At 71.7% G+C, this 13000-nt stretch carries 12 protein-coding genes and 3 tRNA genes; 6 read left to right on the forward strand and 9 right to left on the reverse strand.

Annotation, left to right across the window (positions count from 1 at the left end):
• Nucleotides 1-82 precede the first annotated feature (82 nt).
• Both ACPPVO_RS59470 and ACPPVO_RS59475 read left to right on the forward strand, forming a co-directional pair.
• Complete coding sequence (locus ACPPVO_RS59470) at nucleotides 83-2134, forward strand: PKD domain-containing protein (RefSeq protein WP_426508757.1); 2052 nt, start codon at nucleotides 83-85, stop codon at nucleotides 2132-2134.
• Nucleotides 2135-2537: 403 nt separating this feature from the next.
• Entirely contained in the window at nucleotides 2538-3605 is a 1068-nt protein-coding gene (locus ACPPVO_RS59475) for a MerR family transcriptional regulator (protein ID WP_426508759.1), read from the forward strand.
• Nucleotides 3606-4050: 445 nt separating this feature from the next.
• Here the strand turns inward: ACPPVO_RS59475 and ACPPVO_RS59480 are convergent, their stop codons facing one another.
• Nucleotides 4051-4608 (reverse strand): Uma2 family endonuclease, encoded by a 558-nt coding sequence (locus ACPPVO_RS59480; RefSeq protein ID WP_426514916.1) that lies wholly within the window; start codon nucleotides 4606-4608, stop codon nucleotides 4051-4053.
• A 119-nt stretch (nucleotides 4609-4727) separates the two neighbouring features.
• On the opposite strand from ACPPVO_RS59480, the gene ACPPVO_RS59485 reads away from it, so the two are divergent.
• Complete coding sequence (locus ACPPVO_RS59485) at nucleotides 4728-5120, forward strand: hypothetical protein (RefSeq protein ID WP_426508760.1); 393 nt, start codon at nucleotides 4728-4730, stop codon at nucleotides 5118-5120.
• 325 nt (nucleotides 5121-5445) lie between these two features.
• Here the strand turns inward: ACPPVO_RS59485 and ACPPVO_RS59490 are convergent.
• The 7 genes from ACPPVO_RS59490 to crtI form a co-directional block, all read right to left on the reverse strand.
• Nucleotides 5446-5519, reverse strand: a tRNA-Phe gene (locus tag ACPPVO_RS59490).
• 25 nt (nucleotides 5520-5544) lie between these two features.
• Nucleotides 5545-5618: transfer RNA gene (locus tag ACPPVO_RS59495), tRNA-Asp, on the reverse strand.
• 21 nt (nucleotides 5619-5639) lie between these two features.
• Nucleotides 5640-5712 (reverse strand) — tRNA-Glu (locus ACPPVO_RS59500).
• 142 nt (nucleotides 5713-5854) lie between these two features.
• Entirely contained in the window at nucleotides 5855-6748 is an 894-nt protein-coding gene (locus tag ACPPVO_RS59505) for a polysaccharide deacetylase family protein (protein ID WP_426508762.1), read from the reverse strand.
• A 123-nt stretch (nucleotides 6749-6871) separates the two neighbouring features.
• A complete protein-coding gene (locus ACPPVO_RS59510; RefSeq protein ID WP_426508764.1) occupies nucleotides 6872-7750 on the reverse strand; it encodes a MerR family transcriptional regulator in 879 nt (292 codons plus the stop codon).
• Nucleotides 7747-8274 (reverse strand): isopentenyl-diphosphate Delta-isomerase, encoded by a 528-nt coding sequence (idi, locus tag ACPPVO_RS59515; RefSeq protein WP_426508765.1) that lies wholly within the window; start codon nucleotides 8272-8274, stop codon nucleotides 7747-7749. Before idi ends, ACPPVO_RS59510 begins: the two co-directional genes overlap by 4 nt.
• A gap of 3 nt (nucleotides 8275-8277) precedes the next feature.
• On the reverse strand, nucleotides 8278-9771 hold the full coding sequence (crtI, locus tag ACPPVO_RS59520; RefSeq protein ID WP_426508767.1) for a phytoene desaturase family protein: 1494 nt from the start codon (nucleotides 9769-9771) through the stop codon (nucleotides 8278-8280).
• 100 nt (nucleotides 9772-9871) lie between these two features.
• Here crtI and ACPPVO_RS59525 point away from each other — a divergent pair, with 100 nt between their 5' ends.
• Together ACPPVO_RS59525 and ACPPVO_RS59530 are read left to right on the forward strand one after the other, a co-directional pair.
• A complete protein-coding gene (locus ACPPVO_RS59525) occupies nucleotides 9872-10834 on the forward strand; it encodes a phytoene/squalene synthase family protein (RefSeq protein WP_426508769.1) in 963 nt (320 codons plus the stop codon).
• Nucleotides 10831-12099: a cryptochrome/photolyase family protein gene (locus ACPPVO_RS59530; RefSeq protein WP_426508771.1), complete on the forward strand. Its 1269-nt coding sequence runs from the start codon at nucleotides 10831-10833 to the stop codon at nucleotides 12097-12099. Before ACPPVO_RS59525 ends, ACPPVO_RS59530 begins: the two co-directional genes overlap by 4 nt.
• On the opposite strand, the gene ACPPVO_RS59535 is transcribed toward ACPPVO_RS59530, so the two are convergent.
• Nucleotides 12096-12434 carry a hypothetical protein gene (locus ACPPVO_RS59535; protein ID WP_426508772.1) on the reverse strand — a complete coding sequence of 113 codons (339 nt, stop codon included), beginning with the start codon at nucleotides 12432-12434 and terminating at the stop codon, nucleotides 12096-12098. The genes ACPPVO_RS59530 and ACPPVO_RS59535 overlap by 4 nt on opposite strands.
• 216 nt (nucleotides 12435-12650) lie before the next feature.
• Here ACPPVO_RS59535 and ACPPVO_RS59540 point away from each other — a divergent pair, with 216 nt between their 5' ends.
• Nucleotides 12651-12965: a hypothetical protein gene (locus ACPPVO_RS59540; protein ID WP_426508774.1), complete on the forward strand. Its 315-nt coding sequence runs from the start codon at nucleotides 12651-12653 to the stop codon at nucleotides 12963-12965.
• Nucleotides 12966-13000: the final 35 nt, after the last annotated feature.

Consider the following 13000-nt stretch of genomic DNA (forward strand, 5'->3'; position numbering starts at 1 on the left):
TGTCCGAGACGTAACGTCCGAGACGTAACCCCACCGCCCACCCGCATCCACGGGTGGGCGGGTTGTCGATCATAATCTCCGCGTGCAGAAACCCCTCATCGCCGCCATCGCGGCGACGGCGGCCGGCGCGACGAGCGCGCTGATCGCCCTGGCCGCCCCGGCGTCCGCCGCCGCGGCGGCTCCCCGGCCGGTGCTCTACGTCGGCGGCACCGGAACCGGGCTCGCCACCGTGGTCGACGCGGCCACCGGCAAGGACGTAAACACGATCACCGAGCGGCCGCCGGTCGACGTCAAGGGCGGCACCGGCGGGATCGCGTTCGATCCGGTCAAGGGCCGGGCCTACGTGGCGAACGGGACATCCATCAGCGTGGTCGACCCCGCCCGCAGCCGGATCGTCGGCAGCGCCGGCGCCGGGGGCCCGGTGCGGGGCCTGGCGGTCACCCCGGACGGCGGCCGCATCTACGCCGCGACCACCGTCGGCGAAGTCACGGTCATCGACCTCGCGAACCTTTCCGGCTACACGACCGTCGCCGTGGGCGGCAACGCGAGCGATGTCGCCGTCACGCCCGACGGCAAGCGCGTCTACGTGGCCGTCGAGGGCGCCGACGACGGTACCGCCGGCCGGGTCGCGGTCATCGACGTCGCGTCCGGGGCCGTCACCACGACCGTCACGGTGGGCCGCAAGCCCACCGCCATCGCCATTGCGCCCGACGGCCGGCGCGCCTACGTCACCAACCTCGCCGCCGGCACCGTGTCGGTGATCGACACCGCGACGAACACCGTCGCCGCGACCATCACCGCCGGCGCCGAGCCGGTCGATGTGGCGGTCACGCCGGACGGCCGGCGGGCGTACGTCACCAACCGTCTCCCGGGCACCGTGACGGCGGTCGACACGACGACGAACGCGGTCACGGCGACGATCGCGCTGCCGGTCGGCGAGCACCCGAACGGCATCGCCATGGCGCCCGACGGCAAGCACGCGTACGTCACCGCCCAGGGCGTCTTCAACGACCTGGTCCCGATCGACACGACCACCGACACAGCGGGGGCGGCGATCGACCTGACCCGCGGCGCCTACGGCATCGCCTACGTCACCGTGCCCGAGCCGGCCGCACTGGCGCCGGCCTTCACCTACAGCGACCGCACGAACCCCTACAGCTTCGTGCAGTTCGACGCGACCGACTCGCTCACCGGCGTGGCCCGCATCGTCGCCTACCGGTTCGACTACGGCGACGGCACGGGTGTCGCCACGCCGGAGCGCGACCCCTCGCACACGTTCCCCGGCCCCGGCACGTACGTCGTCACACTCACCGTGACCGACGCCGACGGCCGGACCGCGACCACCGCCCAGCCGCTGCGCATCACCTGGCTGAGCCGGCCGGTCGCGCTGCTGGCTCTGAGCAATCTGCGGTACGTCACCGCGGAGGACGCCGGCCGCCAGCCGCTCGTGCCCAACCGGACCGCCGCCGGCGCCTGGGAGCGCCTGGAGCTGGAAGACGTGGGCAACGGCGACGTGGCCCTGCGAGCCTCGGTCAACGGACACTACGTGACCGTCGACCCCGCCACGTCGCGCCTGGTCGCGAGCGCGACGACCCCCGACCGGTTCCAGTACGTGTCCGGCCCCGACGGCGTGATCAGCCTGCGGTACCGGGCGACGGGCAAGTACGTGAGCACGAACTACGACCGCCAGCTGACCGCGGACCGCGACGCGGCCGGCCCGTGGGAGCAGTTCCTCGCCGCCCGGAGCACGAACATCACCTTCGCGGCGAAGGTCCGAGGCCTGGTCACCGCCGAGGCGGGCGGCGCGCAACCACTGATCGCCAACCGCACGTCCGCGGGCGCGTGGGAGACGTTCGACCTGATCGACGCGGGCGACGGGCAGGTGGCCCTCTTCGCGCACGCGAACTCCCGGTTCGTCACGGCGGAGGCGGCGGGCGCGCAACCACTGATCGCCAACCGCCCCTCGGTCGGCGCGTGGGAGAAGTTCCGGATCATCCCCAACATGGACGACACCCAGGGGCTGGTGGCGAGCGTCAACGGCCGGTACGTCACCGCGGAGGCGGGCGGCGCGCAGCCGCTGATCGCCAACCGCACGTCGGCGGGCGCGTGGGAGAGGTTCGCGGGCCTGCGCTGATGCCGCACTCTCGACCCGACCCGCGCCGGGGGCCTTGCTCCCGGCGCGGGTCAGGTGCGCAGCTTGATTCGATCGGCCGGCGGGAGGTCTCGTCGTGGACCGCGGCCTCCACCCGGAACGTGTCCGGCCGCGCTGAGGCGCGCCGCCGCCCGCGCCAACGACGCCATCACCACCCACACATTCCTTCAGGCCGCCGAAGAGGCCGCTACGCAACTCGGCTAGGACGCCAACCACCCAGGAGATCGACCGGCAGAAGGCCGCCAACTCTTTCCGACTCACACCGATCGCGCCTGCTCACAGACCCGCTACCGGGAAGGTTCTGCCCGGCGCTTTACCTTGACCCTTGGGCAAGCCCCACCGTGGTCCGTGCCGGCCACCCGGCCGGCACGAGGAGGATGACACCGTGGAGCTGCTGACGATCGGCGCGTTCGCCCGAGCGGCGCGGCTGACCCCGAAGGCGCTGCGCCTGTACGACGAGGTGGGGCTCCTGCCGCCCGCAGCGGTCGATCCCGAGTCGGGCTACCGGTTCTACCACCCGGAGCAGCTGGCTCACGCCCGACTGATCGCCCAGCTGCGCCGCATCGGCATGCCCCTGGCCGACATCCGCACCGTGTGCGACCTGGAGCCCGACGCGGCGGCCAAAGCGGTCACCGCCTACTGGCAGCAGGTCACCGCCGACACCGCGACCCGCGCGCAACACGTCGCCCGCCTCGTCGAGCACCTGTCCCAGGAGGACGGCCCCATGTCCGACACCAACCCCACCCTGACCATCCGCTACGCCGTGCGCTGCGACCCCGGCCACGGACGCGACACCAACGAGGACGTCGCCTACGCCAGCGACCGGCTGCTCGCCGTCGCCGACGGCACCCGCGGGGCCGGCGCCGCCGCCAGCACTGCGGCCGTCAACGCGCTCAAGGCGCTCGAACTGGCCGACAAGCCGGCCGCCGACCTGCTCGCCATGCTGGCCGCGACCGTCGACGACGTCGATCGCGCGGTGCGCGCCACCAGCACCGACGACAACCAGCCGGCCACCACCTTGACCGCGCTGCTGCGTCGCGGCTCGCAACTGGCCCTGGTGCACATCGGCGACACCCGCACCTACCTGCTGCGCGGCGGTGAACTCTCGCAACTCACCCAGGACCACACCTGGGTCCAGAGCCAGGTCGAGCACGGCAAGCTCAGCCCCGATCAGGCCGCCGCCCACCCGCAACGCGCTCTGCTCACCCGTGTGCTCGGCGCCGGCGGCCAGCCCGTCGAGGCCGACCTGGCGCTGCGCACCGCGCTGGCCGGGGACCGCTACCTGCTGTGCTCCGACGGCCTGTCCGCCGTCGTCAGCCGCAGCGATCTGCACACCGCCCTCGCCGAGACCGGCGAGCCCGAAACGACAGCGCAACGGCTGATCGACCTCGCCTACGCAGCAGGCGCGCCGGACAACATCGCCTGCATCGTCGCCGACATCATCGCCGCGTAGCGGCGTCCTCAGCACGGCAGCCGACCGCAGCGCGGCCGGCACGACATCCGCGACGCCAATGCCTGGCCCATCGACCGAGCCGGTCAAAGCGCCGAAGGTCGCGCCGACCGAGACGCTTCGCTGAACGAGAAGCGGGCGGCGCTCCGGAAGCTGGACGTAGGCCTACTGCTCGTTGCTACATCACGATCATGAGCAGCCGAAGAGGAGCGGAAACTACAAAGACCCCGACCGGCGTTTCCGCTGGTCGGGGTCTGTAAAGCCCGGCGAAGAGCTTTGTGGGCAGGGGCGGGGTCGAACCGCCGACCTTCCGCTTTTCAGATCTGCGCAGCCCCGCTTGGAGGGAATCCATGGCCCCGGCGGACGTGCGGATCCGGTCGCTGGTGGTCGGCGGTGTGCCGACCCGTTGCTACACGCGCTGCTACACGGCTGAGGCTCGGCTGGCCGGCTACGGGGCGAGCAACGTGCGAGTGTCGAGCTGGAACGGGAACGGCTGAAGGGCGCGCAGGCTTTCGCCGGACTTGGCGACCGATTCCTCGACGTAGTGGGTGCCATCGAGCCGGTTGAGCCGGAGGATGAGCGAGTCGGGCGAGTCCTGCTCGGCGAGGAGGTACCACTCGATGCGCGCGGCGGCGTAGAAGTGCATCTTCATGACGCGGTCCGCTGCGGCGTTGCCGGGTGAGACGATCTCGCCGACGAGGGCGACCTGCGCCGCGTCAACGACGACGAAGTCGTCGCTCGTATCCACGACGGCGAGGTCGGGGATGACGAGGCGGTCGGTGTGCAGCCGGACATTCACCGCCTCGTAGACGAGCAGGCCCGCGACGGAAGCGGGTGTGTCCAGCTGATTGGCGATGCGGCGAGCGAGGCGCTGGTGGCGCGAACTTGGCGCGGGACTCACCAGCAGGCTCCCATCGATCAGTTCGATCCGGTTCGGCGTTTCGCCCAGCGCGAGGTAGTCATCCTCGTTCCAGGGGCCGGCGTGCTCCATCGTTGCCACGCTCACGGTCTGGACCACCTCCCGGGACACTGTGCGGCTGCCGCATACCAGTGTCTCACGATGACGAGCCTGACCAGACGCGTCGACGACCGTCCGCTGTCAGACTTGAGTGCATACTGTGCGCCGTGGCAGGCGGATGGCACCCGGAGACCGGGCCAGAGGACTTCCTTGCAGCGACCGTGAACGAGGCGTGCCTCGTGCGGGACGCGGACGAGGGCCAGCCAACCTACGAGGCGGGTATCGGATTCTTGGGCTTGGCCATGAGCGCGATGTCCGAGACGCCTGAAGGCGAGTACGTCGCCGAAGTGCCGGCGGCTCTCTATCTCATCTGGGGAGCTCTGACAGATGAGATGGACGCTCCGGGCAGGGGTTCGCCGGAGCAGGACGTCGCCGCGGTCCGACATATGAAGCAGGCAACCGCCGAGTGGCTGGCAGCCGTGGAGACGCAGCACGACAGAGCGGCCTACCTCGATCGCTGGGTTCACGACGAGTGCGGCTACGAGCGGAAGCCGTCCTGAATCAAAAGCGTCAGGCCGGGCGAGCGCCGCTACTGCGACGACGCTGGTGGTCAGGCGACGGCGGTGATGCCGCCGTCGTCGAAGTGGATAGCCAGGACGTCCTGGCCGGAGACTACGCCCTGCTCGAACTGGTCACACTGGCTTTGGTGTCGTCCATGCGCCCGGCGACTTGCTGCGGGTCAGGTTGCGGTACGCCTCGGTGACCGTCCGCTGTCCAAAGGTCCGGCGTTGCTACATAACGATCTTCGTGGCAGATGACCAACAACAAAGACCCCGACCGGCGTTTCCGCTGGTCGGGGTCTGTAAAGCCCGGCGAAGAGCTTTGTGGGCAGGGGCGGGGTCGAACCGCCGACCTTCCGCTTTTCAGGCGGACGCTCGTACCGACTGAGCTACCTGCCCAGAGTGACCCACACAGTGGGCCTTGCGGTCCTGACGGGACTTGAACCCGCGACCTCCGCCTTGACAGGGCGGCGAGCACTCCAACTGCTCCACAGGACCTAGCTATGTACATGTACCACGTGCCCCCAACGGGATTCGAACCCGTGCTACCGCCTTGAAAGGGCGGCGTCCTGGGCCGCTAGACGATGAGGGCGGCCCCGCAATCATCGCATATCGCGACTCGTACGGTGTTGCTCCCATCCGGCCCCGCCGGAGGCTTTCAGAGCATACGTGACCGCTCCAGCGTTCTCCAAATGAGTATCCGTCCTTGGCGCTGCAGGAGGAGGAAGTCCAGCTCAGACCGGCAATGCCACCAGCGTGAACTTGCCTTTCAGCTCCGGCAGGAGGGTCTTGTACGCGGCCATCGTGGCGCTGCGATCGCCGCCGCCGTCGTGGGACAGGACGATCGAGCCCGGCTTGGTGTTGTTCCTCACGTTCGAGCAGATGTGGTTGGTCATCTGCTGGCCGGACCACTTCTTGGTGTTCCAGTCCGACGGGTCGACGCTCCAGCCGATGGACTTCATGCCCAGGTCCGACGCGATCTGCACCGCGGTCGGGGTGAAGTTGCCGCCGGGGTGGCGGAAGTACTTGATCTGCGCGTCGGGGACGGCCTTGTGGATCTCGTCGCTGGTCTTCTGCAGGTCGGCGCGGATCACGTCGGCGGACTTCTTGCCGAGGCTCTCGTCGTGGTTCCAGGTGTGGTTGCACAGCGTGTGGCCGTCCTTGACGATGGCCTGCACGTACTGCGGGTACTCCTGCACGTTGACCCCGATGAGGCAGAACGTGGCCTTGATGCCCTGGTCGCGCAGCATCTGCAGGATCTTCGGGGTGTCCGGGCCGGGGCCGTCGTCGAAGGTCAGGGCCACCGTCGCGTCGCCCGTGGTGCGGATGATGCCGTCCGCGGGCGGGGCCGTGGACGCCGACACCGACGGGGCGGCCGAGGTGGACGCCGAGGGTGAGGCCGAGGCGGAGGCCGACGGCTTGGCGGCGGGGGTGGAGCCGGCCGGGGCGGCCGCGGGGTGGGCGATCGGGTCGCCGCCGCCCTGACCGGAGCCCGGGTACGAGCCGGAGCCGGACTGCGCGTGCCACGAGGCGGCGGAGGGCGTGCCGGAGTCGCAGCCGGCGGCGAAGGCCAGGACGGCGGCGGCGCTGATCACTGCTCCCACCGCGGCGAGTCGTAGACGAGGCATGAGGGGCTCCGAGGGGTCTTTGAGGTTTCGCTGACGGAGCCACACGTTACTGATTCGAGACCGTCACTGTGCTCCCGCATTCGGCCCATGGCACGAACCCGGGAGTACTGGCACAAGGTCCTTTTACGCAGAGGGCTGGTCGTGTACCGAGCGCAGCATTCCCAACGCCTCGGCCAGACTGTCCGGAAGGAGGACCCCCGATGGCACGGACGGCCGAGGCCAGCCCGGGCCGGCCGCGGCGATCACGAGCGGCCGGGCGCGCTCGGCGAGGATCGCGGCGAGCTGCTCGGGCGCGCCGGTCGACGTGAGGTGCGACCAGACGAGCACCGCCGCGGGACCGGTGCGGCGCACGGCGGCCAGCAGCGCCTCGGGCGGCACCCGGGCCCCGAGCGACCGGGCCGGCACCCCGTCGGCCGCCAGGGCCGCCGCAACCGCCTCGATCGGCAGGCTGTGCTGCTCGTCGTCGGCACAAGCCAGAAGAATTTTCGGCGGTACCCCGACCGGCGGCCGCGGCACCGCCCCGAGCACGGCCGAGATGCACCCCGAGACCAGGTGCTCGACCTCGACGAACTCGCCCGTCGCGGCGTACCGCTCCCCGATCCCGGCCAGGACGGGCCGCAGCACGCCGTCCCACGCCGCGGTCACCCCGAGCTCGCGGACGGCCTCGGCGACGCGCTGGCGCACCGCCGGCGCATCCAGGCGCAGCGCGGCGCGGCTGAGCCCGCGGACGGCGGAGAGGTTCGGGCCCACCTCGGGCGAGGCCATGGTGAGGGCCGGGCGCTGGGCCCAGCGCGCCGCCTCGGCCGGGGCGACGCCCTCGACGATCAGGCGCTGCATGAGCTCCAGGCGCTGGATGTCCTGCTCGGTGTACCGCCGATGATGCCCCGGCTCGTGCAACGACGGACCCATCCCGTAGCGCTGGTGCCAGGTGCGCAGGGTCGTCACGGCGACGCCGAGCCGCCGCGCCACGGCCCCGGCCGAGTAGGCGGCGGCCCCGTTCATCGCGCGGCTGACCGCCAGGCGTCGAGCACCCCGGCGAGCCACGGCGCGTAGAAGTCGGGGAAGCGGCTGATGCGCGCGGCGAGCTCGTCCGGGGCGACCCATTCGGTCTCGGCCACCTCGGCCGGGTCGGCGCGGACCGGGCCCTCGTAGGGGCCGGTGAGCACGTGGTCGTACTCGAACTCGACGCGTCCGGAGTCGGGGTCGGCGGCCTGGTACAGGTACACCCCGACCTCCTGTAACGGCGCGCGGACGCCCAGCTCCTCGCCCAGCCGGCGCGCGGCGGCGGCCTCGACCGGCTCGCCGGGGGCGGGGTGCCCGCAGCAGGAGTTGGCCCAGCGCAGGGCGAACCGGGTCTTCACCGCGGCGCGCTGCTGCAGCAGGAGCCGGCCGTCGGGCGCCACGAGCAGCACGGAGAAGGCGCGGTGGAGCCGGCCGGGGGCCTGGTGGGCGGCCTCGACGGTCGCGGTGCCCGCGGCCCGGCCGTCGGCGGCGACGAGTTCGACGAGCTGGTGTTCGCGTGACAAGGGCTACGACTCTCCCGTGACCCGGCTCGCCGCGAGGCGGCCGGAGATGAGCACCATGGGCACGCCGACGCCGGGCTGCGTGCCCGAGCCGACGAAGACCACATTGGACAGTGTGGGGTGCAGGTTGCCCGGCCGGAAGGGGCCGGTCTGGCGCAGCGTGTGCGCCGCGGCGAACGGGGTGCCGGCGGCCATGCCCTGGTCGGCCCAGTCGGCGGGCGTGATGAACCGGGACACCTCGATGCCGTCGCCGAACCCGACGTACCCCCGCTGCTCCAGCGTCTCGATGAGCTCGCTGCGGTAGGTGCCGGCGAGCGTGCCCCGCCAGTCGAGCAGCTTCGCGGTCAGGTTGGGCGTCGGGGCGAGCACGTAGTAGGTCTGGCGGCCCTCGGGGGCGAGCGACGGGTCGCTGCGCGTGGGGTTGGTGACCAGCAGCGACGGGTCGCTCATCAGCCGCCCCTGGTCGATGACCTCGTCGAAGGTCTCACGCCACGCCCGCCCGAAGTGGATGTTGTGGTGGGCGATCGAGCCGTAGGCCTGGCGGGAGCCGGCGTGCAGCACCACGCAGGACGGCGAGTACCGCAGCGCGCCCAGCAACGGGCTGCGCCAGCGGGTCGGGGGCAGCAGGTCGCGGTACGCCACCGGAAGGTCGGGGTTGAGGACCACGACGTCGGCGGCGTAACGGCGGCCGTCCGCGGTGGACACCCCGGTCGCCCGCCCGTTGGCGGTCTCGACGCGGCTCACCTCGGTGCCGTAGACGATCTCGACGCCGTGCTTCTCCGCGACCCCGGCGAGCGCGCGGGCGACGGCGTGGATGCCGCCGCGCGGGAAGTACACCCCGGCGACCGAGTCGAGGTAGGCGATTACCGCGTAGAGCGCGAGGGCCTGGTGCGGCGCGACGCCCGCGTACATGGCCTGGAAGGAGAAGATGCGGCGGGTCCGCGGGTCCTTGAAGTACCGGTCCACCTTGGCCTGCAGCCGCCCGAAGCCGCCCTGGCGGGCCAGCCGCCACAGGTTGGCCGTGACGAGGTCGCGCGGCCGGTCGAGGTTGCGGTCGATGAAGTCGTCGCGCTCCAGCGCCCAGAGCTCGCGGGCGTGGTCGACGAAGCGGAGGTACCCGTCGGCCTCCCGCGACCCGCAGACCCGCGCCACCTCGCCGGCCATCCGGGCGGTGTCGGCGATGACGTCCAGCGTGGAGCCGTCGGGGAAGTGGGCGCGGTACGCCGGGTCGAGCTTCTCCATCGGCAGCCAGGCCGTGAGGTCCTCGCCGACAGTGCCGAGCAGGTCGGCGAGCAGGTCCGGCATGGTGAGCACGGTCGGGCCGGTGTCGAACTCGTAGCCGTCCAGGACGAGCCGCCCGGCCCGGCCGCCCGGCTGGTCCTCGCGCTCGAGCAGGGTGACGGCGCGGCCGGCGGCGGCCAGGCGGATGGCGGCGGCGAGTCCGCCCAGGCCCGCGCCGACGACGACCACCCGATCGGTTCGCCCCTCGACGGTCCGCATGGTGTCCCCCTGAACGTTTCGGGTAGCTGCGTCGTCAACAGTAGCGTAGGCTCGACCTTGCGTCGATTGCTGCGTCGATTGCTGCGAGCCTGGAGGTCAGATGGACGCGTCCCTAGCCGCCGCCTACGAGCGGTGCCGCGCGCTGCATCGGTTCCACGGTCGCACCTACTACCTGGCGACCCGGCTCCTACCCGCCTGGAAGCGCCGGCACGTGCACGCGCTCTACGGGTTCACGCGCTACGCGGACGAGATCGTGGACCGCACCGAGGGCCGCACCCCGCGGGAGCGCGCCGACGAGCTCGCCGCCTGGTCGGCCGAGTTCCTGCACGGGCTGCGCGGCGGGCACACCGACGACCCGCTGCTGCCGGCGGTGCTGCACACGATCCAGGTGTTCGACATCGACCTCGAGGACTTCCGCAAGTTCCTCGACAGCATGGCGATGGACCTGACCGTCACCGAGTACGAGACGTACGACGACCTGCTCGGGTACATGGAGGGCTCGGCGGCGGTGATCGGCACGATGATGCTGCCGATCCTCGAGTCGTCCGACCGCGCGGCCGCGCGCGAGCCGGCCCGGCAGCTGGGCCTGGCCTTCCAGCTCACGAACTTCATCCGCGACGTGGCCGAGGACCTCGAGCGCGGGCGCGTCTACCTGCCGCAGCGCGACCTCGCCGAGTTCGGCGTCACCCGCGCCGACCTCGAGGCGGCGCTCGCCTCGAAGCAAAGTTCCGAAAAGATCAAGAGCCTGGTTCGGTACCAGATGAGCCGCGCCCGCCGCCACTACGCCCTCGCGGCGCCGGGCATCCCGATGCTGGCGCCCGCGTCGCAGTCGTGCATGCGTGCGGCCTATCGCCTGTACGGCGGGATCCTCGACGAGGTCGAGGCGCAGGACTGCGACGTGTTCGCGCGCCGCGCGACGGTGCCGAAGTGGAAGCGGCTCGCGGTGGCGCTGTCGTGCGTCCTGGCGCGCCCGGGCGCCCCGGTGCCGGCGCCGTCCGCGGTGGAGATTCCGCAGCAGCGGGAGGGCGCGGGGCTGCTGGATCTTCGCGGTACCGCCGCATGACCGTCTGTGTCGTGCTCTTCACGCGCGACCTTCGGGTGCACGACAACCCGGCGCTCGCGCAGTCGGTGCGCGCGTTCGACGCGGTGGTGCCGCTCTTCGTGCACGACACGGCGCTGGCCGTCGGCGAGCACCGGCGGCAGTTCCTGCGCGGGGCGCTCGACGACCTGCGGGGCGCGCTGCGCCGGCGCGGCGGCGACCTCGCCGAGCTGCGCGGCGACCCGGTCCACGAGGCGCTGCGGGTGGCCAGGTCGGCCGGGGCGACGGCGATCGCGGTGGCCGGCGATGTGAGCGGCTACGCGCGATCCCGGGAGACGCGCCTGGCCGCGGCCGGCGTCGCGTTCAAGACCTTCCCGGGCGTGACGGTGCTGCCGCCCGGGGCGGTCCGGCCGGGCGGGGGCGGCTCGCACTACAAGGTGTTCACGCCGTACTACCGCGCGTGGGAGGCCGCCTCGTGGCGCCCCGTGCTCGACCCGCCGGAGCGGCTGGTGCTGCCGCCCGACCTGCCGAAATCCTGGTTCAAGGGCGCCACCGGCTCTGCCGGCGAGACCGCGGCACGGCAGCGACTGTCCTCCTGGCTGCCCTCGCTTTCGTCGTACGCCGACATCCACGACGACCTCGCCGCCGACCGCACGTCGCGGCTGAGCCCGTACCTGCACTTCGGCTGCCTCTCCCCGCGCGAGGTCGCGGCGACGGTGCGCGGCCGCGAGGGCGCGGAGCCGTTCCTGCGGCAGCTGTGCTGGCGCGACTTCTACCACCAGGTGCTGTCGGCGTTCCCGGAGCTGCGGCACCAGGCGTACCGCTCCGGTGCCGAGGACCGCTGGCGCGACGAGAAGGACGCGCTGCAGGCCTGGCAGGAGGGGCGCACCGGGGTCCCGATCGTCGACGCCGGGATGCGGCAGCTGCTGGCCGAGGGCTGGATGCACAACCGCGCCCGCCTCATCACCGCGTCGTTCCTGACCAAGCACCTGAACCTGGACTGGCGCGCCGGCGGCGACCACTTCTTCGACCAGCTCCTGGACGGCGACGTGGCAAACAACTACGGCAACTGGCAGTGGGTCGCCGGCACGGGCAACGACACGAAGCCGTACCGGCGGTTCAACCCGATCCGCCAGGCCGAGCGCTTCGACCCGACCGGCGACTACGTACGCCGCTACGTGCCCGAGCTGGCCGGCATTCCCGGCAAGGCCGTGCACGAGCCGTGGAAGCGCCCGGCCGGCGAGCGTCGCGGCTACCCCGCGCCGCTGGCGCTGGACGTGAGCTCCTAGCCCGGCACCTTGGCCCGCCCGACCGCGGGATTCACCACGGCCTCGAACCACCCGCGGCGGCGCAGGTTCCGGTCCGCGTTCGCCCAGTCGAGATCGCGCCGATTCCGCCCGCTCGGCCTCTGGTTGTGCGCCGGCCGGACGCCGGCGGCTCGCAGCGCGGCCCCCGGCACGCGCCGGGGTAAGAGTCCGAACGCGTTGAGCGTCCGATCGGCGACGCGGCGGAACCCGCACGGGAAAACGTCCCCGCACGCGGAGCACTGCTCCCCGGTCAGCGAGGGAAGATGCTGGGAGACGACCTGCTGCGCCGCGACGACGCCGGCCTGTGAGTTGCCCACGTTTGCTGAACCGCCTCTCGTGCGTACACGTAGGTTGGCATTGGGGGGCGGGCGCCCGGACCGCCAAGGGTCAGTTGGCGAGTCCGGACGCCCGCCCGTTTCACCCGACCGCGCGGACCCCTTGTCAGCACACAGCCGGGGCTTCGGGCGCTGCGCCGCGAGACATCAACGAACACGACAATTCTTCCAACATGCACGTGCAGATAGCAACGACGTATGGCCCCAATCGGCCCCGACCAGCCACCAACCACCCTGCCGAGTGACGCGGCCCGCCTTATTGCCACACGCCATGCCCGCGGAACAATTCGTCGTAAGGTCGCAGTTCCGCTCCGCGCGGACCTCACCCAATCCGACCCCGAACGGGCCGTCGACAGCGACGAAGAACGCGTCTTCCTGCTGCGATTCGCGGACGAGGGCGCCGTCACCGTCACCGTGCACCCCGCCGACAGGCATCGCCGGTTCACGCTCACCGAGTACGCCGGGCCGCCTCATCGCTCGATCGAGCATCGCTGGTATCCCTCAGGCGAATGACGACGTGGACGCGCTCGACAACCGTGTGCGGGCTG

Source organism: Dactylosporangium sp. McL0621 (assembly GCF_049995355.1).
Taxonomy (GTDB): Bacteria; Actinomycetota; Actinomycetes; order Mycobacteriales; family Micromonosporaceae; genus Dactylosporangium.

What these genes read in the sequence shown, in the direction of transcription:
- ACPPVO_RS59505 (WP_426508762.1), bottom strand. Translation starts at nt 6,748, where the DNA reads ATGCCTCGTCTACGACTCGCCGCGGTGGGAGCAGTGATCAGCGCCGCC.
- crtI (WP_426508767.1), bottom strand. Translation starts at nt 9,771, where the DNA reads ATGCGGACCGTCGAGGGGCGAACCGATCGGGTGGTCGTCGTCGGCGCG.
- ACPPVO_RS59540 (WP_426508774.1), top strand. Translation starts at nt 12,651, where the DNA reads ATGGCCCCAATCGGCCCCGACCAGCCACCAACCACCCTGCCGAGTGAC.
- ACPPVO_RS59530 (WP_426508771.1), top strand. Translation starts at nt 10,831, where the DNA reads ATGACCGTCTGTGTCGTGCTCTTCACGCGCGACCTTCGGGTGCACGAC.
- ACPPVO_RS59525 (WP_426508769.1), top strand. Translation starts at nt 9,872, where the DNA reads ATGGACGCGTCCCTAGCCGCCGCCTACGAGCGGTGCCGCGCGCTGCAT.
- ACPPVO_RS59510 (WP_426508764.1), bottom strand. Translation starts at nt 7,750, where the DNA reads ATGAACGGGGCCGCCGCCTACTCGGCCGGGGCCGTGGCGCGGCGGCTC.